The organism is Thermospira aquatica (assembly GCF_023525255.1).
Lineage (GTDB): Bacteria > Spirochaetota > Brevinematia > Brevinematales > Thermospiraceae > Thermospira > Thermospira aquatica.
On the sequence record NZ_CP073355.1, the window covers coordinates 2,183,110 to 2,202,936 of the forward strand.

14 protein-coding genes and 1 pseudogene are annotated in these 19,827 nt (G+C 41.8%); 9 read left to right on the forward strand and 6 right to left on the reverse strand.

Annotated elements, in window-relative coordinates; translation table 11 throughout:
* Position 1: 1 nt before the first annotated feature.
* Positions 2-724: a 7-carboxy-7-deazaguanine synthase QueE gene (locus tag KDW03_RS10640; RefSeq protein WP_271435053.1), complete on the forward strand. Its 723-nt coding sequence runs from the start codon at positions 2-4 to the stop codon at positions 722-724.
* On the opposite strand, the gene KDW03_RS10645 is transcribed toward KDW03_RS10640, so the two are convergent.
* From KDW03_RS10645 to KDW03_RS12580, 4 genes and pseudogenes are all read right to left on the reverse strand, one after another.
* Entirely contained in the window at positions 721-2,310 is a 1,590-nt protein-coding gene (locus tag KDW03_RS10645; protein WP_271435054.1) for a PEGA domain-containing protein, read from the reverse strand. The genes KDW03_RS10640 and KDW03_RS10645 overlap by 4 nt on opposite strands.
* Position 2,311: 1 nt before the next feature.
* Positions 2,312-3,106 (reverse strand): hypothetical protein, encoded by a 795-nt coding sequence (locus tag KDW03_RS10650; RefSeq protein WP_271435055.1) that lies wholly within the window; start codon positions 3,104-3,106, stop codon positions 2,312-2,314.
* Positions 3,107-3,137: 31 nt separating this feature from the next.
* Positions 3,138-3,374, reverse strand: a complete 237-nt coding sequence (purS, locus tag KDW03_RS10655; RefSeq protein ID WP_271435056.1) for a phosphoribosylformylglycinamidine synthase subunit PurS — start codon at positions 3,372-3,374, stop codon at positions 3,138-3,140.
* A gap of 126 nt (positions 3,375-3,500) precedes the next feature.
* Positions 3,501-4,610 (reverse strand): annotated as a pseudogene (locus KDW03_RS12580) (IS256 family transposase); the annotation flags it as partial.
* Positions 4,611-4,830: 220 nt separating this feature from the next.
* Between KDW03_RS12580 and lysA the strand changes: the two are divergent.
* The 8 genes from lysA (at position 4,831) to KDW03_RS10710 (ending at position 15,736) form a co-directional block, all read left to right on the forward strand.
* Positions 4,831-6,099 (forward strand): diaminopimelate decarboxylase, encoded by a 1,269-nt coding sequence (gene lysA, locus KDW03_RS10675; protein ID WP_271435058.1) that lies wholly within the window; start codon positions 4,831-4,833, stop codon positions 6,097-6,099.
* Positions 6,100-6,161: 62 nt separating this feature from the next.
* The gene (locus tag KDW03_RS10680) at positions 6,162-8,360 is read left to right on the forward strand and encodes a methyl-accepting chemotaxis protein (protein WP_271435059.1); all 2,199 of its coding nucleotides are present in this window, start codon (positions 6,162-6,164) and stop codon (positions 8,358-8,360) included.
* Positions 8,344-9,876, forward strand: a complete 1,533-nt coding sequence (locus KDW03_RS10685) for a Ppx/GppA phosphatase family protein (RefSeq protein WP_271435060.1) — start codon at positions 8,344-8,346, stop codon at positions 9,874-9,876. The genes KDW03_RS10680 and KDW03_RS10685 overlap by 17 nt, the downstream gene beginning before the upstream one ends.
* Positions 9,873-11,930 carry a polyphosphate kinase 1 gene (gene ppk1 / locus KDW03_RS10690; protein ID WP_271435061.1) on the forward strand — a complete coding sequence of 686 codons (2,058 nt, stop codon included), beginning with the start codon at positions 9,873-9,875 and terminating at the stop codon, positions 11,928-11,930. Before KDW03_RS10685 ends, ppk1 begins: the two co-directional genes overlap by 4 nt.
* Positions 11,931-12,007: 77 nt before the next feature.
* The gene (locus KDW03_RS10695) at positions 12,008-13,474 is read left to right on the forward strand and encodes a S41 family peptidase (protein WP_271435062.1); all 1,467 of its coding nucleotides are present in this window, start codon (positions 12,008-12,010) and stop codon (positions 13,472-13,474) included.
* An 18-nt stretch (positions 13,475-13,492) separates the two neighbouring features.
* Positions 13,493-14,335 (forward strand): acetyl-CoA carboxylase, carboxyltransferase subunit beta, encoded by an 843-nt coding sequence (accD, locus tag KDW03_RS10700; protein ID WP_271435063.1) that lies wholly within the window; start codon positions 13,493-13,495, stop codon positions 14,333-14,335.
* Between the two features lie 34 nt (positions 14,336-14,369).
* Positions 14,370-15,098 (forward strand): LPS export ABC transporter ATP-binding protein, encoded by a 729-nt coding sequence (gene lptB / locus KDW03_RS10705; RefSeq protein ID WP_408648376.1) that lies wholly within the window; start codon positions 14,370-14,372, stop codon positions 15,096-15,098.
* Positions 15,099-15,106: 8 nt separating this feature from the next.
* Positions 15,107-15,736, forward strand: coding sequence for a DnaJ domain-containing protein (locus KDW03_RS10710; protein ID WP_271435065.1), 630 nt, complete (start codon positions 15,107-15,109; stop codon positions 15,734-15,736).
* On the opposite strand, the gene mfd is transcribed toward KDW03_RS10710, so the two are convergent.
* Both mfd and KDW03_RS10720 read right to left on the reverse strand, forming a co-directional pair.
* On the reverse strand, positions 15,733-19,023 hold the full coding sequence (mfd, locus tag KDW03_RS10715; RefSeq protein WP_271435066.1) for a transcription-repair coupling factor: 3,291 nt from the start codon (positions 19,021-19,023) through the stop codon (positions 15,733-15,735). The genes KDW03_RS10710 and mfd overlap by 4 nt on opposite strands.
* Positions 19,024-19,035: 12 nt before the next feature.
* Entirely contained in the window at positions 19,036-19,824 is a 789-nt protein-coding gene (locus KDW03_RS10720) for a hypothetical protein (protein ID WP_271435067.1), read from the reverse strand.
* Positions 19,825-19,827: the final 3 nt, after the last annotated feature.

The window sequence follows — 19,827 nt, forward strand, 5'->3', positions numbered from 1 at the left end:
TATGCAGATAGACGAGATTTTTCTCTCTCTTCAAGGAGAAACAGAGTTTGTCGGGATCCCGTTTCTTTTTGTAAGGTTTTCTGGATGTAACCTGAGATGTAGCTATTGTGATACCCCTGCAGCCTTTACAATCTCTCCTACCTGCCACATTCATTTCCATGGACAGGAAAGCTTCCTCTCCAATCCCCTTTCCATCGAACAGCTGACAACGCTTCTTTCTCCTTATCAGGGATATTGGCTCAGCTTCACAGGGGGAGAACCGCTTCTTCAGAGAGAGGCTCTCGAAACATGCCTTACTCATCTCAAGGGTTTCCGGTTCTGGATGGAAACCAATGGCACACTTCCAGAGGCACTTTCTCCCATTATTTTCTCTCATATCGATGTGTGGAGTATGGATCTGAAGCTTCCCTCTGCTATCGGAAAAAACCTCTGGGAAACACAGGAAAGATTCTTCTCCCGTATTGCCGAAACAGGCAAAACAATTATCCTCAAAGTCATTCTCACCCCCACAACAACCCTTGAAGAGATGGAAGAGGTGTGGAAGCATTTTCTTCTCTGGAGAGAAAAAACAAGAAGTCTCTCCCTCACGTTCCAACCCATGACATCAGAAAAAAAGGTCATTCAAAGTGAATCCCTTCGCTGGGCTTATGAGAAAACCCTCTCCTGGCCTGATGGGAAAGTCCATCTTATCCCACAGATCCATCCCATCCTGCAGATCCCCTAAAACGCTTGCCGAATTTCTATGGTCCATTGCTGAGAAGCAGGATCGTACGCTACATACGCTCTTTCTTGATAAAGTGCATACCCTGTTAATCCCAGAGAAACCAGAGAAGAAAGAATCCCATACGTGAAGAGTCTCTGTTGCCATTCTCCATAGAAAGTCACTTCAGAAGTATAGGCCCTTTTCTGAGCATCGGTAAGATTCGGGTTGTAGAGTTGATCCTGATAATATCGCATTAAAGAAGAAGTGTAAAAATGACCAACAGCAAGTCCCAGGGTTACTCCCCACCCTCCAAAACACAGCCCCCAGGCCACATTTCTCTGGAAACGACGGGAGGCAAGAGAGTACCCTTTCCCGACGGGAAGTACCAGAGAAGATTTCTCCGGTGTAAGCGTAAAATTGTACAATACATCTTCATACTCTCTATCATCAGAACGAATCATAAGCACATGGGGCTCACCGAGGGAAACATTGCTTATCGTCAGAGGCGTCATTCCTCGATACAGAGAATCCAGAAATACGAGGCGATTACTCTCCCCCTCAAGTACCACTATCCCTGTCATTGTCAGAGGGCGAAGGGCTGTCTTAACAAGGTTTTTCCCACCTTTGACCAGAGAAATATCATAATAAACAGTAGCAAAACCCTCTTTAACCAGTTGAAGAGAGTGTACGCCAGGACGTACCCCCTCATACACGAGTGGCGATCTTCCAACATACACTCCATCAAAATACACATTGGCGTCTTCTGGATCTGTTGATATCTCAACATCTAAAAGATCTCCCCCAAGATAGAAACGACGAATCTCTCCTTGTTTTTTCAAAAACTCTTCATAGAGTTTGTCTTCTGTTGTTCTGATAACCATTTCAAGACGATTTGTCTTGTAGGCCACTATTTTAAAAAATACGAGTTTTACCTCTACCTCGGATGGCCCCATTTTATTCTCAAAAACATTCAAACTTCCCTGAACATTACCCTCATAGGTCCAGCCAGGCATTCTCTGATTCGTCACAAGCGTTGTATCACGTTGCACAGTATCCTGGGCGCGCTTCTCTATCCTCCAGGAAAAACGACAACGGGCAATTTCTTCTAAAAGATCAGGAAACTCCTTCGTCAAAAACTCTTCATACACATTTGTCCGAAAATGAAAAACGTTCGTTTTCACAAGATTCGTTATCGTATTGCTTTGAATAAGCTTATTGTTAGTAATGATCTGAACCCCTGTCTGGGTAATCATTGTGGTCTGGAGCTCTTTGTATGTTTCCCACGATCTTACCTTTGCAGAAAGAATTTTATCTTCCAAAGCAACAGGAAATCCCCGAAGTCTTATATACTCGAGAGCATCAATCAGGGTATAATCGTTTTCCATAGATTGAAAAAGAAGTCCCAAGGTTTCAGGGATAGCCTCTTCCAGATAAGCAAAATTGGTCTGCCTATTCAGATTTTTTATAGAGGAGACCACAAGGGGAAAATCACACGCATAAAAGTCCCGTAAGAGACGATAAACCCCCTCTTTTTCTGTTGCGACTTCCTCTTTCAGGGCACTTCCACAGCTGGTTAAAGCCACCACAAAAGACAGGAGGATAAACAACCTATTCCTTTTCAAAAATAACCGTAAGTGAAGCAATCGTTTCCTCAAAATCATTCTCATAAATACGGAAAATACTCTCAAAATCATACTGGGATTTCATTTCCTCTCGAAAAAAATTCACAAAATAAAGTCCAAGCCCCGCTCCTATCTGATCTTCTCTCTCCCCCACAAATCCATCTGCAAGGGTGTCCAATTTCGTCCCTATCTTTTGCTTGATCCCAAAAACCCCCTCTTCGGGAATCGGAACATTGTTTTTCACTTCGAGTTTAAAAATCGAGTGCGTAAACTTCCATCCTATTTTCACCCATTTACGCTCTTTATAGCAGGTATCAAGAAGTGTATCCCTCTCTTTTCGCACAAGAGCAGGTATCTCTTTTCGGTCGGAAACCAGATTATGTTTTTTGACAACATATTCAATATTTGCTTTCTCGGCATTGGCTGTTAATTCATGAAGAATATTGATACTACTTTCTATCTCCCTCCTATTCACATAGGTGAGAATTTTTTCATGGAGATACCCCACAAGTTTCCGTTTACTCTGGGGAGCAATAAGCCGAAGCGTTAACCCCTTGGTATAGGGAAAAAGCTTCTCAATATTCATAAGAACACTGGTAATATTCTGTTTCTGAAGAGGCAAAACAAAAAGAGGAACCCCTCCTTCGTGTTGATTATTAAGTTTTTCAGCAAATTTTAAAAGTCCGATGTTATTAAACATGATCCCTATAGAGTCTTCGGGATAACTATGCCGATCCCATTCTTCGACAATCTCTTCGAGTGGAACAAGCACATGCGACATGATAACCCCCTTTTCCTCATTTTTAAAGTTCTTATAAAAAGCTTACTGTAAAATTTTCTATAATCGGATTGGCAAGAAGCTTGTCGGCAATCTCTTTGGTCTGCCTCTCAACCTCTTCCTTGCTCCCCTCTACATCCAGAATAAAAACTTTCCCCACTTGAACGGAACCGACTTTGTGATACCCAAGATGGTGCACAGCATTGAGAATAGCTTTCCCTTGAGGATCAAACACGTCACTTCGCAAAAAAACTTCTACTTTAACCTTCATACCTTATTCCTATTTCAAAAACTTTAGTGTAGTTTATTGTAACATAAAGTAATATTTTAAGCAATATTTTTTAAAAAAAATCTTGTCTTTCTAATTCTCCCATTGTGTCAAGAAAATTGTGTCTAGTCATAGGATAACCTCGCTGTGAATATTTTCTTTGGTGTATGAGTGTTGCTCACGATAGAGTTGAAAGTAATACTCCCAATTTTTTAACTTTCTTTTTAAGAACTTCTCATTTTGGTATCTTAATAACAGGTAAAGATATTTCTCAGCTGAAGCCTCGCTTTGACACATTTCCATTGTTTTAATCTCCTTTTAAGTTCTTTAAAGAGTCTTTCCAGATTGCATTGTTGTTACCTTGCTTCGTATTCCTTCAGGTAATTCCATGTAAGTGAATATATTCTCTCTTATTGTCAAGAGGTTATTCATTAAGTTGGGATAGATATTTTTCCATTTTGTGTAAATTTCATAAACAATTGTTCTGCCTCCTGTTTGTCTTTGGCATGAAATACCTCTTTTATTTCAGTGGCAATGATATTTCTGTGTTGAACTCTCACTTTAGCCAGTATGTTTCTCATGACATGGACTACACAGGGCTGATACTTTGCGTGGGATATATCTCTGTTATGACGTTTTTCATACCACTTAAGCCATCAGAGACAATAAAATGAATCTGTTTGACACCTCTTTCTCTTATATCTATAAAATTTCCCGCCAGTTATAAGCACTTTCCATGCCTCCTGGCAGGTAGTATCCTAAAATCTCCCGTCTTCCCTCAGGTGTAATGCCTATAGCTACATATATTGATTCATTTTCTACCCTGTCTCTCTTGATAGGAAACACCATAGCATCCAGAAATACCACGGCATATTCTTCCATGAGAGGGCGACTACGCCACTTCTGAATCTCTTCTATGCCTACCTGGCTTATCCTTGAGATGTTAGCATAAGAAATCTTTATTTCATAAAGCTCTTTTAAAACTTCTGCTATCTTCCTTGTTGACATTCCTGATATCAACATAGCCCTGATTAATGCATCTAAGTCTTCTGTGATGCGTTTGCGATAGGGAAGAAGGGCACTTTTAAATCCATTATCCCTTGTTCTTGGAACACGTATGGCTGTAAGCTCGCCAAAAGCTGTCTTTAAATCCCTTTCGTAAAAGCCATTGCCTTTTGTGGGAGGATTGTTTTCCAGGTAAATCTCTCTTTCCTCTTTTAACATACTCTCTAATACTTCCTTGACAATTGGTTTGAATAGCTCTAAAATATTCTTCGTCTCAATCATATCTGGCCTCCTGTGATAGTTTTATTTATATTATCACAGGAGGTTATCTTTTTCCTACCAGACACAATTAAGTATACACTGCCAATTCTCCAAAAAAATCTCATAAAATTTGCCAAAAATAAAAAAATATAGCTATAATAAACAAAGAAAACGAAAGAATAAGGACAATCAGATGATACAACCTTACCAGATTGAAAATAATCAGCTTACCATTGGAGGTGTCAAGGTATGCGAACTTATAGGGGAATTTGGCAGTCCTCTATACGTGTACCATGCTGATGTGATACGGGACCGTTACAACACCCTTTTTCATGCTATTCCCTATCCTCACAAACGTATCCATTATGCCATGAAAGCAAACAGCAATCTCCGTATTCTCAAGATGCTTCTCGAGATGGGAGCTTGTATAGATGCCGTTTCCTTAAATGAGGTAAGACTTGCTCTCCATGCTGGTTTTCCTGCAGAGAGAATCCTTTTTACTGGTATCAACACCAAAACAGAAGAACTCCACTGGCTTGTCTCGCAAAATATCCGTGTAAATATTGGTTCTCTTCACATGCTTCAGAAGTATGCATCCCTTTTCCCTGGATCGGAAGTTTCCATCCGCATAAATCCAGATTTTGGAGGTGGTCATCATTCTCATGTGATCACCGGAGGAAGAGAAAGTAAATTCGGTATTTTCTATAGTCAGGACAGCCATTATAACCAGATTCCTCAAGCAAAAAACATCATTGAAAACGCTCACCTTAAACTCGTTGGCATCCATGCCCATATCGGTTCAGGTATTCTTGAAGAGGGGAAGTTTATTGATCTTGTCTCTCTCATTCTTTCAATTGCGAAACAGTTTCCAGATCTTGAGTTTGTTGATTTTGGTGGAGGATTTGGTATCCCCTACCGACCTGAAGAAAAACCTTTCCAGTTTGATCTGTTTGCGGATCACCTCAAAAATACTATGGAAAAATTTACACGTGAGTATGGGAAGGAGATTACTATTGCCTTTGAACCAGGGAGATTTATTGTCGCGGAAGCAGGTATTCTTCTCACTACAGTAACTGACATCAAACACACTCCGAAATATACTTTTGTTGGTGTTGATTCGGGGTTCAACCATCTCATCCGTCCCATGGCCTATGGAAGTTATCATCCTATTTTCAATGCCTTCCGGGTACAGGGCGAACAACAAGAGGTTGTCATCGCTGGGTACCTCTGTGAATCCGGAGATCTCTTTACACGGGATGAAAACGGCCCAAAAACACGGTTGATCACTACTCCGCTTGAGGGTGACGTGCTTGCCATCCTCAATGCTGGTGCCTATGGATTTTCTATGAGCTCTAACTATAACATGCATCCACGTCCTGCCGAAGTTCTCATCGAGAATAACACAGCTCGTCTTATTCGCCGACGTGAAACCTTTGAAGACATGATCCGATTTTTTGTCTAAGGCTTTAGTTTATCGCATTATTCCGCCGATATTAATAGTGAGCACATCCCCGGGAGGATAACATGCAGCGTTTTTCTCTGCGTCTTCAACTTTTTGTAGGAATGATAACGCTCTTTATTATATCTATTGGAGGCATTGGTGTACTAAACTATATCATGGCACAGCAATCGCTTCAAAAATCTCTGGAGGATCACATTGATTCTGTCATTGATCTCTCCTACAATTTTCTTAACCGAGAGATAGTAGCTATCTCCGGAAATTACCTCAAAGGCGTCACTTTCTCTGCTCGTCACAGTGTATCAGCAATCCTTCAAGATGTAAAAAACAAAAAAATAAAAGAAAAAGACGCCATGAATCTTGTGAAACGCTATCTTTTTTCCATACCCATAGGCAAAACAGGGTATCCCGCCATCCTTAATGGCAAGGGAGAAGTTGTCCTCCACCCCAAACTCCCCGCGGGGACCAATCTCTCCTCGTTTGATTTTATTCAGGAAGCCCTTAAAAAAAAAGAAGGAATCGTCTTTTACTCCTGGAAAAACCCCGGTGAACAACAAGCAAGAGAAAAATTCCTCTATGTCTCCTATATCCCAGAAAAAGACTGGTATTTCTGTTCGACGGCATATATCGATGAATTCTCCGATATGGTTGAGCTTTCAAGCCTCCGGGGAGCCTTTAAGATTACCGGTGACTTGAAAGATGTTAAAGTGTTTCTCATGGATGAGCATGGTTTTATTCTCTTTCATCCTACTCTTTCCACAGGAACATTTTTTTCCAATGTGGTTCAAGATGGAGAAAATATCCTCACAAGTATCGTCTCTACAGGCAATGGGTTTATCTCATATACCATCAATGATACCGAAGGAAAATCAACACCTGTCTTTGCCTATTTTAAGACTCTGAAATTAAGTTCAACGCAATGGATCCTCGTGGCAGAACTCCCGAAACAAACCATCCAACAACTTACCTTTCAGTTTCGTTTGATAAATATGACGGTAATTGTGGTGGCTTTTATTTTGATGCTTATCATTAGCTTTTGGCTCACTAAAAGTATCCAAAATTCTCTCAAAAATATTCAAACCAAGCTGGAAAATATCTCCTCTGGAACAGAAAAAGCGGATCTCAGTCGTCGTATTGAAATACAAATGCACAATGAAATCGGGACTATTGCATCCCTTATGAATCGTTTCCTTGATAAAATCAATAACGATCTCCTTAGTGTCCGGGAAACCTCTCTCTTTTTGAAAAACGCCACAGTCCAATCTCAAGAAATTATGGAAAAAACTCTCAAACAGAGTCTTGAGTCCATTAAAAACAAGGTTATCCAGATAGACTTTTCCACAGAAAATGCAACCTCTGGTATAGAAGAGCTCACTGCCAACCTTGAAGAAATGAGTCGTTCTATCCAGAGTATCATGCACAACATGGAACAACAGGCATCGGCTGTAGAAGAAAGTGCCAGTTCCATTGAGGAAATGGTACGCAATATAGAAAATATCACAGCTACCACCATGAAATCTCAGGCAATCTCCACAAACCTCAATAACGTTGCCCAGGAAGGTGGTGAGGCTGTCAAAAAAGCCATCTCCTCCATTAAAGAGGTTTCTGAATATTCCCAGCAGATCCGTAAAATGCTTCAGATTATCTCCAATATTGCCAAACAAACTAACCTCCTCGCCATGAATGCAGCTATTGAAGCCGCCCATGCTGGTGAAGCAGGGAAGGGATTTGCTATTGTGGCTGAGGAAATTCGAAGACTCTCTGAAGACACCAACAAAAACGCCAGAGAGATTGGCGAAGTGATCAATGTGATTGTGGACCGCATTGAACAATCCGTTAAACTCTCAGAAAAAGCCGGTATAGGTCTTGATATGATCTTGACCTATTCCCAACAAAATAACCAGATGATCAATCAGATAAACCTGGCGATGTCTGAACAAAACCAGGGTGCCAAAGAAATCCTTGCTTCTACCCATGAGATCGTAAAGATCACCGAAGAAGTAAAAATTGCTATCACCGAACAAAATACCGCTACACAGGATTTCGGAGATGCCGTGCGTGGACTCAGGGATCTTTCTCTCGAGAATAAAAAGATCATTCAGGATCACCTTAATGATCTTAATACCCTTCTTAACGGCATCGAAGAGATTCAGAAAATTCTCAACGAAGTGGTTTCCCACACCAATTCCTTAGACCATCTTCTTGGCTCATTTATTCTAAAAGAAAAACACCACGGAATAGATGCTCATGCTCTGGAACAATAAACCTGAGTTATTTGGCCTTCTCGATATTGGATCCCATACCATCAAACTCTACATCCTCGAAATCCAAGGACGAGAAAAAAAATGGAAAATCATAGACTCTCTCTGGATGCCCATCCAGCTCGGAAAAGATATTCTCACCCGTGGTGTCATTCGTCAGGAAACATTAACTGATCTTCATAATATTCTGAAACGCTATCAAGAGACACTTCAAAGCTACCGAATCAAAGAAATCAAAGCATTTATCACGAGCGCCCTCAGTGAAGCAAGTAACAGCGAATCGGTGATCTCTCGATGCGAAAGTATCCTGGGTGTACCTGTAACCATTATTCATCCCCATCAAGAAAATGAGGCTATTTACCTTGCAATCAGCGATATTATTCAAGGACATCCCGAGCTAAGACAACAGGGACTTCTCATCTGTCACGTGGGAAGTGGCTCAAGTCGTATCTTTATTCAGCAGAGGGGAAATCTTCTTTTCAGCCAGACGTATCATACAGGCATTCTTCGATTCAGCCAGTTTTTGCCGACCAATCCTGCCGCGTATGAAAGCTATTTTTTCCCTTTTATAAAACAACTCTCTGCAACCCTTAAAAGCGTATTAGGCGAAGAAAATCTCAGTCTCGTTCTCCTCAATGACGACATTGTTCATATGGTAGAACACCTCGGCTATAAAGAAAAACACGGTCTGTATGAAATTCGTCGTCAAGAGCTCGAACGAATGTCTTTTCATTTTCTTTCTCTCCCGCCAGAAGATTTGGTACTTCACTACAACATTTCTGATACAGCGGTTCAAAGTATCAAACTCTCCCTTGTCTTTTTCCTCTCTCTTTTGCATTATCTTAATCTCTCTACCCTCTACCTACCCCATACGTTGAGCACCTTTGGATTTGCTTACGAACTTTTTCAGAAAAAGGAAACATCCCTCATACCCATTATCCTTTCCTCGGCAAAAACTATCGCGAAACGCTACCTCTACGACGCCGAACATGCCCACAAGGTAATGGAATATGGTTGTCTTCTTTTTGATAAACTTCAAAAACCCTACCATCTTGAGCAAAAAGAAAGACTTTACCTCCAGCTAGCGGCTCTTCTTCATGATATTGGGTACTTTGTCAGTGCTACCAACCATCACAAAAACACCTATGATCTCTTAAGAAACACGGAAATCTTTGGACTGAGTCCCGAGGAAATCCTCTATATTGCCCTTATTGCTCGTTATCACCGTCGCTCAGCTCCCAAGAAAACCCATGGGGATTTTATGAATCTAGATATGCACGAGAGAATCATGATCACTCGTTTATCTGCCATGCTTCGTCTTGCCAATGCTATGGATAGTTGCCACCAACAGGTAATACGACACCTTGAAATAAAACTTACAGAACATTCTCTTCACCTTCTCTGTCATATTGAACCAAGAAACCAGCAAGCTTTTGAAGTGATAGAAAACGCCATTCACCTGAACAAAACCTTTTTTGAAAACTTTTTTGGCATAAAAGTGGTGGTAGAAAAACTATGAAATTCCCATGGATACAACGCGATTATAGCTGGCTTAAGTTTAATTCTCGTGTGCTTTTTGAGGCAACGGACCCGTTCAATCCTCTTCTGGAACGACTCAAATTTCTCGCCATCGTTACTTCAAACTTAGAAGAATTTTTCATGATTCGTGTAGCTGTTCTCAAACGACAGTGTGCCACTCATACCCCCATAGGTCCTCTTGCTGAGGATCCTGAAAACGTTCTCCATACCATAGTAAAAGAAGTAAAAACTATGCTCAAAAAACAGTACCAGATTTTTGAAAAGCTCTGGGATGAACTCAAAAAGAAAAACATCCACATACTTATCCATCAAGAGGATATTCTTCCTTATGAAAACGAACTTAAGGATATATTTGAAAAACAGCTTTATCCTCTTCTCACCCCTCTTTCCGTAAGTAAAACCCACCCCTTCCCCACCCTCAAAAGCGGCATGCTCTATCTTGTGGTAGAACTGGCGGCTTCACCATCCCATAAGCTTGCTGAGAAACCTTCTCTCTCCTTTCTCGAGCTTCCTACCGCCTCCGTGCCCCGTTTTTACGAGGTCCATCCCAATGTATTTATTCCTATTGAATTTATTATTGAGCGCTTTCTTGATTTCATCTATCCCGGTTATACCATTCAAAAGTGTGGTGTTGTTCGTATCACCAGAGATGCCGACTATGAACATCAGGTGGATGGAGCCCTTGACATTATAACTTCCGTAGAACAAAATATCAAACACTTTCATAAAAGAGAAGTTGTCAAACTGGAAGTCAGTCAAGGACTCTCTGAAAAAACTATTAAAACCCTCATCACTCATCACAATCTTTCTCGTGAACTTGTTTTTGAGATTCCCTCACTCTTGAATCTCAAAGATCTCATGGGAATTTACGAGAAATCTTCTTTCCACGATCTAAAAATTCATCCCTTTGCGCCTCTGTTACCCGAGTCTCTGACAACACACAAAAACATTTTCTCCCTTATCTCTAATGAGGATATTCTCCTCTTTCACCCCTATCAGAGCTATGATCCTGTTCTCTGGCTTCTAGAAGCCGCCGCCACTGATCCTCATGTCATTGCTATCAAACAAACCCTTTATAGAACCAGTAGTGACTCAAAGATTATTCAATACCTGACCCTCGCCGCAGAAAATGGCAAATACGTCTCCGTGGTTGACGAACTCACCGCCCGTTTTGACGAAAAAAGAAACATCGCCTGGGCAAGACATCTCCAGGATGCTGGTGTCCACGTCACCTATGGGATCGCCCATCTTAAAACCCACGCCAAAGCTCTCCTCATCGTTCGAAAAGAACCTCAAGGCATCCGTCGTTATGTTCATCTTGCTACAGGAAACTACAACGAAACAACTGCCCGTCTTTATTCTGATTTTAGTTTTTTTTCAGCAAATCCAGAACTTTGTGAAGACGTTAATCAAATGTTTAACCTGCTCACCGGATTTTCCCTTCCCCAATCATGGAAAAAGATCGCCATTGCTCCTCTTACAATGAAACAAAAATTTCTCTCTCTCATCCGCCGAGAAACTCTTCATGCTCGTTCAGGACTTCGTGCAGAAATTCGCGCCAAAATGAATTCACTTGCGGACGAAGATATCATCCAGGCTCTCTATGAAGCCTCTCAGGCAGGAGTAAAAATTGAACTTATCATCCGGGGAATATGCTGTCTCATCCCAGGCATAAAAGGCATCTCAGAAAATATCACGGTGAAAAGCATTATAGGACGCTACCTTGAACATTCACGCATCTATTACTTTTTCAACAACGGGGAAGAGGAATACTACCTATCCAGTGCCGACTGGATGCGAAGAAACCTTGATAGACGGATTGAGATTCTCTTTCCCATTGAGAATAAAAACATTCAGCAAATCATTAAAACGATATTTGATATCCAGATTCAGGACACAGCTAACAGCTGGATCTTACAGGCCAACACTTCGTACACCGAACCAGGGATACGAGACCCTAAACAGCAGCGAGATAGCTTTCAGGATATCTATAACTACCTCTCCCAATTCTCAAAGACACCCAAAAAACTCTAACGAAAAATCAATAAAAGTTGATTTTCTTGCCTCTTTCATCTATAATATACCCTGACAAAATATTACAAGGAGTAACCATGAAATCCACAAAACGGTTTTATCTTCTTTCCTTTCTTCTTGGTTGTATAGTGGGAGGGGTCATTATAGGGCTTCAAGAGACATTTATAAACCCCCTCTTTGCCCAGGGAAATACCCTCTCCATCGGTCAACTTGATCCAGAATACACCAAGTATATGAACATGTTTTTAAGTGCTTATAACATCATCAAAGAACAATTTTACGATGAAAAACAAACCACTCCTAAGATTCTTTTCTACGGTGCCATCAAAGGAATGCTTGAAAATACCGGCGACCCCTACACAACTTTCATGGATCCCCAGATTACCAAAGAATTCAATATTGATATCGGGGGGACTTTTGGTGGTCTTGGTATTCATATAGGAGATAGAGAGGGACAACTCACGGTTATTGCGCCTATCGAGGATACTCCAGCCTGGAAAGCAGGATTAAAACCGAACGACAAAATTCTAGAAATTGATGGAAAATCCACTGCAGGAATTACTTCATCCGAGGCTGTTAACATCCTTCGGGGTAAACCGGGCACAAAAGTCACCCTGACTATCGGGAGAAAAGGTATTGAGCCATTCAAAGTAACAATTACGCGAGCAGTTATTAAAGTGCCTACCGTCAAATCTGCCTACATTGATCAAAAACAAAAACGCTACGGATATATCCGACTTATTGAGTTTAGTATGCCAACGGCTTTTGACTTTAAAACTTCCCTTGAGCAGATGATGAAGTCAAATGTTTCAGGTCTTATCATCGATTTACGAAACAATCCTGGGGGACTCCTCACAGCTGTTGCCGAATGTGCTAATTACTTTATCTCCAATGGTCTCCTAGTGTATGTAAGAGGACGCAATAATCAGCTTGCCGAAGACTATAGGGCAACTCCCCAAAAATTTCTTGTCCCTACAAAAATCCCTGTTGTGGTCCTCATCAATGAAGGAAGCGCAAGCGCCAGTGAGATATTTGCCGGTGCCATGCAGGACACAAGACGAGGTATCATTGTTGGCACCAAGAGCTTCGGGAAAGGATCGGTACAACAAACCTATCCCTTCCCTGAAGACGGCTCTCAAATCAAGTTTACGGTAGCAAAATACTTCACTCCTGCGGGAAGAACTATCGATAAGGTGGGTGTTCAGCCAGATGTGGAAGAAAAATACTGGTTAGAAACCCTTAGCGACATCGAAAAAAATGCCCTGGTGAAACTGCAATCTACCAATTTCATCAAAGAATTTTTAAATAAAAATCCGTCGTATACCAAAGCTGATGTGGCCCAGTTTCAAACCAACCTCATGAAAACAGGTCTTCCCGTTCCCCTTCTGGCGCTGGAGTATCTCTTGTATTCAGAAAAAATACAAGAAGAGATACCCCCTGTATACACACTTGAATACGACAACCAGCTTCAGAAAGCCCTGGAGGTTTTGGACAATTATTCGAAATACCAGAAACCCATCCAGTACTATCAACAAGCAAAGTAAACCATCAAGGAGGTGCGTATGGCATGGTTTGCAAAGCCACAATACACGGTAAAAAAAAGTGCCGCTATTAAACAAAATGAGGGACTCTGGACAAAATGTCCGGAGTGTCACACCATCATATACAACCAGGACTGGGAAAACAACCTCCATGTGTGTCCTCAGTGTGGCTTTCATGATAAACTCAATGCCTTTGAGCGTATACAGATGCTTATTGATCCCGGAACATTCATTGAAACATTTAATAACATTACATCGGCTGATCCACTGAATTTTAATGATGGATCTCCTTACACAGACAAAGTAAAAAATGCCATGATTAAAACCAATCTCAAGGATGCCGTAGTTACGGGATATGGAAAACTCGATGGACATTTGATAGAGCTAGCCGTTATGGATTTTAATTTTCTCGGTGGAAGTATGGGTTCTGTTGTCGGAGAAAAGATCACCCTCGCTATAGAAAACGCCACAAAGCATAAACGGCCTCTCGTTATTGTCTGTGCCTCCGGTGGTGCTCGTATGCATGAGGGTATTCTGTCCCTGATGCAAATGGCCAAAACCTCTGCTGCTCTTAAGCGATTTTCTGATGAAGGAGGACTCTATATTGCTGTCCTCACCAACCCTACCACAGGAGGAGTAACAGCCTCTTTTGCTATGTTGGGAGATGTCATCATCGCAGAAAAAAAAGCTCTGATAGGGTTTGCTGGACCTCGTGTGATTGAACAAACCATCAAACAAAAGCTTCCTCCTGGATTCCAGAGTGCGGAGTTTCTCCTTGAGCATGGTTTTGTGGACATTGTGGTAGAACGAAAAGATCTCAAATCCACTATAGCCCGCGTCATCACCTATCTCAAAGGGAAATAGCATGCTTACCAACCAGGAAAATGCTCGAGAATATATTAAAGAAGGCATTGTTGTTGATAATCTCGTCAAAATCTATCATAAACGAAAGGTTGTCCAGGGTATTAGTTTCCATATCCGCCGAGGAGAGGTAGTCGGTCTTCTTGGTCCAAATGGTGCAGGAAAAACGACCACTTTTTACATGATTGTTGGTTTGGTCAGACCAAATAGCGGGTCTGTCTACCTCAACGGCGAAAACATCACCGCTTACCCCATGTATAAACGTGCAAGAATGGGAATAGGCTACCTGCCCCAGGAAATCTCCATCTTCAGACAACTCTCCGTCGAGGACAACATCAAAGCCGTTCTTGATATCCACGGAAAACCCAAAGAAGAGATTGAAGAAACAACTGAAAAACTTCTCTCACAACTTGGACTCCAAAAAGTACGAAAACAGATGAGTTTTACCCTCTCGGGTGGTGAAAAGCGCCGTCTTGAAGTTGCTCGTCTTCTTTCCTTGCAACCAGATTTTCTCCTGTTAGACGAACCGTTTACCGGCATTGATCCCATCGCTATAGCTGATATCCAAAATCTTGTTCTCCAGCTCCGCGAGGAAATGGGGCTTGGTATCCTCATTACTGATCACAATGTCCGGGAGACGCTTCGTATTACGGATAGATCGTATATTATCTATGAAGGTCGTATACTGGTTTCTGGTACGAACGAAGAACTCACGACAAACGAAGAAGCCCGGCGAATTTATTTGGGACAAAACTTTGACATGTAGAGTGTGTCATGAAAGACCCCTATGAAGTATTAGGACTTCATAGAGACGCCGACATAGAAACCATCAAAAAAAGATTCCGGGAACTTTCCAAGAAGTTTCATCCCGACAAAAACCCAACAAGCCAGGAACTTTACAAAGAAATGGTCGTAGCCTATCGCACCATCATCAGTGAAAAACTCATTGCACCATCAAATCGAGAGGCACTTTTTTCTTCTTCCGCTCTTACTATACCCTCCCAACGTATCATATATAATCTCTCTCTTACCAACATTCTCCAGGAGGGATTCAAAGTAAGCCGGGATTTCTCAACGGAGGATTATTTAAACCATTTTCAAGCAGATATTACCGTCCAGATGTATCGTATAGAACTCATCATGGGGTATACCATTCCGCTCATGATACCATCTCGACAGATCTGCCCTGTCTGCGGTGGACGAAGCGAACATTGTTACCGTTGTCATGGGAAAGGATATATATCACAAACACTTACCTGGTCTATTATCCTCCCACCCCATACCCGTCCAGGGGAAATCGTGGAAATCAATCTTGCCCCACTCAAGGAACGTTATCCGCACATCCAAATCCGTCGTCAATTTCTCCGGATACGCTGTCACATTCTGGATATGCCCGAACCCTAAACAATATCACAAATATCCTCAAGGAAACGAATCAAACGGTTAACCTTCATCTCCACACTCCCATCAAAACTCTCATAGGAGATCACCGAAGGCTCTTTTGGATTCAGCTCAAAAGAATGTTTCCCCGTCTTTTTTACCAGAAGAAGCTTCTCCACATTGATGGCCGCGGGATTTACAAAACGTATATGAATATACCTTGTTTGTTCTATGATAGAATCCACTCCTAATTGTTTCGCACGAATCTTCAACCTGGCTATCTCAAAAAGCGTTTCCACCTCTGCAGGATAAGCCCCATACCGATCCCGTAAAACCTCCGAAAGACGACGAATATCCTCTTCTGTAGCTACGGAAAGCATCAACTTATAAATCTCCATTTTTTCAGCGGAGGATTGAATATACGTCTCGGGAATGGCAGCATGATAGTTTAAATCGATCAAAGGTTCCACGATAGGTTTGTATTCTCCCTTCAGTCTTTGAATCTCCTCTCTCAACATCCTGACATAGAGATCATACCCCACGGCGAGAATATTTCCATGCTGTTCTCTCCCCAGGATGTTTCCCGCTCCACGAATCTCAAGATCCTTCATCGCAACCTGAAAACCAGCCCCCAAATCAGTATATTCACTGATAACAAAAAGACGTTTATGCGCATTTTCAGTGAGTGAATGTCGCGCAGGATAAAGAAAATAGGCATAGCCAAGTTCTTTTCCCCTTCCTACACGTCCTTTGAGTTGATATAACTGTGAAAGACCATAACGATGAGCATCACTTACAATCAACGTATTTGCCCGTGAAATATCCAGTCCAGATTCCACAATAGTCGTCGAAACAAAAACATTGTAATCCCCTCGAACAAAACCCATAAAGGCATGATCCAGTGCCTCTTCTTCCATCTGTCCATGCCCAATAACCACTTTAGCCTCAGGAACCTCCTGTTGAATACGGTAAGCATATTCGGAAAGATTTTTTATCGTATTGTGAATAAAGTAAACCTGACCGTTTCTTGCAAACTCCTGGCGAATAGCATACCTCACCACTTCCCAGGTGAAATCTGAAACCACCGTCTCTACAGGAATACGCATATCAGGAGGCGTTTGTAAAAGACTCATATCTCGAATACTTGATAAAGCCAGATTCAATGTCCTGGGGATAGGTGTTGCCGACAAACTCAAAAAATCCACATGGGGATAGCGTTCTTTTAAAATTTCTTTCTGTTCAACACCAAACTTGTGCTCTTCATCGATGATTACAAGTCCGAGGGAATGAAACTGGATCTGGGGAGAAAAAAGTTTATGCGTCCCTATAATGATATCAATCTGATGAGTATGCACCGCCTGCAGAATCCTTTTCTGTTCCCTGGGATCAGTAAAACGCGAAAGAAAGGCAATCTTCACCGGAAAACCCTCAAAACGTCTGGTAAAAGTATAGTAGTGTTGCTCTACCAGGACAGTGGTGGGAGCAACCACGGCGACCTGTTTTCCATCCATCACTGCTTTAAACGCAGCCCGCATAGCAACTTCTGTCTTGCCAAATCCAACATCCCCACAGAGGAGCCTGTCCATTGGTATAGAAGATTCCATATCTTTTTTAATCTCTTCAATCACTTTCCTCTGATCAGGCGTTTCAATATACTCAAACTTATCTTCAAACTCTTTTTGCCAAACCGTATCGGGAGAAAATGCGTGCCCCTTGAAAGCCTGTCTTTTAGCATAGACAGCAACCAACCTCTGGGCAAATTCAGCCACACTCTTTTTCACTGCTTCACGCTTTTTTGACCAGCTTTTCCCACCCAGAGAATCTAGCTTTGGTTTATGAGAAGGATCTCCGATATACTTCCCTATCAGGGCAGATTGCTCGAGAGGAACATATAACTTTTCCTGGTCAGCATATTCAAGATGAATATAATCTTTTTCTTTCCCGAGAATAGAGAGCCTCTCCACTCCCTTGAAAATACCTATACCATAGTTGAGATGAACAACATAATCCCCCATAGCTATACTTTCCAGATCATCCAGCATGGTATCCATCTGACGAAGACGTTTACGAAACAGTCTTTTCTTGCCAGAGATATCACTCTCCGAAAGTAAGAGAATCTTACCGTGTCTCCATTCAAACCCATGCTCATAGTCCATGACGACAATATTTACACCAGACCACTGTGTTTCCTCCAGAGACACTATCCTGGGATCAAAGTCTTTAAGAATCTTTTGGAGCCGTTTTGCAAGATCCTCAAACTCAACAGTGATAATGACCCTGTATCCTTCGGAAAGATAGTGTCGAGAAAGATTTTCCACAAAGAGTGCAAAACCTTCCCCGTAGAGAGGGGCATCCATGATTCCATGGACTAAGGTATTCGATTTACTGGCACCCTGATACACCCATCGATGAGCTATTCTCTTCTCAAAATCCTCCCATGACCAGAACAGATTTTCACTGCCGAGATACTTCTGATACATTCCCTGCCAATGTTGATCACTCTCAGAAGACAGAAAAACAACACTTTTTTCACCACTATAGTCAAGAAGAGAAGCAAGGGTATTGTATCCCCTGAGAAAAGTAGAATGAGCGACAGCAACATCCTCATCCTCCTTGCTACGGGAAAGTTCCCACTCACAGGCAAACTCTGTAGCTGGAAGAAGAAGTACCTCATCAACTTTCTCTTGAGAAACTTGAGAAGCAACATCAAAAAACTTAATCTCTTCAATAACATCATCAAAAAAAACGATCCGGCAGGGAGCTGGGGCATGGGGAGAAAACACATCAACAATATCTCCTTTTACCGCAAAAGTAGCCGGTTCCAGAACCTTATGATCACGGATATAGTGAGAGCGCCCCAGCCAATCAATAAGCGCATCTCTGTCCATCCTCTGCCCTACAATAAGCCGTTTTTCAGAGCGAAGAAAAAACTGTGGGGGTAAAAGTTTTCTTCCAAAGGCTTCAGCCGTCCCTACTACCACATCATTTTTCCCCTCAAGAAGCCTATAAAGACAGCGCATTCTATCCCCCAGTTTATCCAGGGATGGAAGAACATGCGCATAAGGGACGACATCCACTTCAGGGAAAAAACAAGCATTGCCGCCTACGCTCAAAACACTCTGATAGATCTCTTCTGCTTCAATCTCATTTCTTGCAAGGAAGAAAATTTGATATCCTTTTTGTTGAAGAAGCGTAAAGAAAAAACCCAAAAATCCCTGAGGAAGCATCTCTTGGATGCATGTTGAACTCAGAGCTTTTTCTATCTCTCTCCAATCAAGAAACTTCTCAAGATGCTCAAGAAGTAACCTCATGAAAAATCCTTATCAGTATTGACCAAAATAGACCAAAAGAACAAGATCTACCTCTTTTTGCGAGACACGAAGATTCTCTGCTCGCAGCTGGTTGTAAATCTCTTTTCTATCCATACGAGGATTTGTTTTTTTGAGTGCCACAATACGATCAATCACGGCATCTGAGATAGGACGAAGCTGTCCAAAAATGTTTTTGTTCAGGTAAGCAAGCCAGAGTTTTTTTAAAGCCGCATTTTCTGCCTCAAGAAACACTGTTCTTTCCTCAATACTCTCCACTTTTTGAAGAAGCAGATCGATATCTTCAGAACGCATGTAAAGAGAAGGATACTGAACCGCCCGATTCATCCTGGCAAGAAGCTCCTCCTCACTCTCGTAAGCACCTCGAATTCTCACAAGATTTGTCCCGATAAGCATACGAAAATCATACGTGAGCCCCACCTTCCATGAAAAACGCATGCCAGCGGGAAGATAAGACACAAGATCCTGTCCCCTATACCTCACGACCTTCGGAACCAACAACACTTCCAGACCTGTTCCCGTATACACAAAACTCAAAGAATCAGGAACAATCCTCGTCCAGGAAACCATCATATCTTTCAGTTGCAACAGGGAAACCACTGTAGTCTCTGGAAGAGCTTCCCCATTTTCCACTGAAAACGTAGTTCCCTTATTATCCTTCAAAAACACCACCAGGGCGTTCTCTTTGTTCGTCGTTCCCATGACTTCCAGTCCATAGTTTTGCCATTCTACCCCCCAAAGTGAGACTGTAAAAAATATTCCACCGAGTATAACCCTTTTCATACT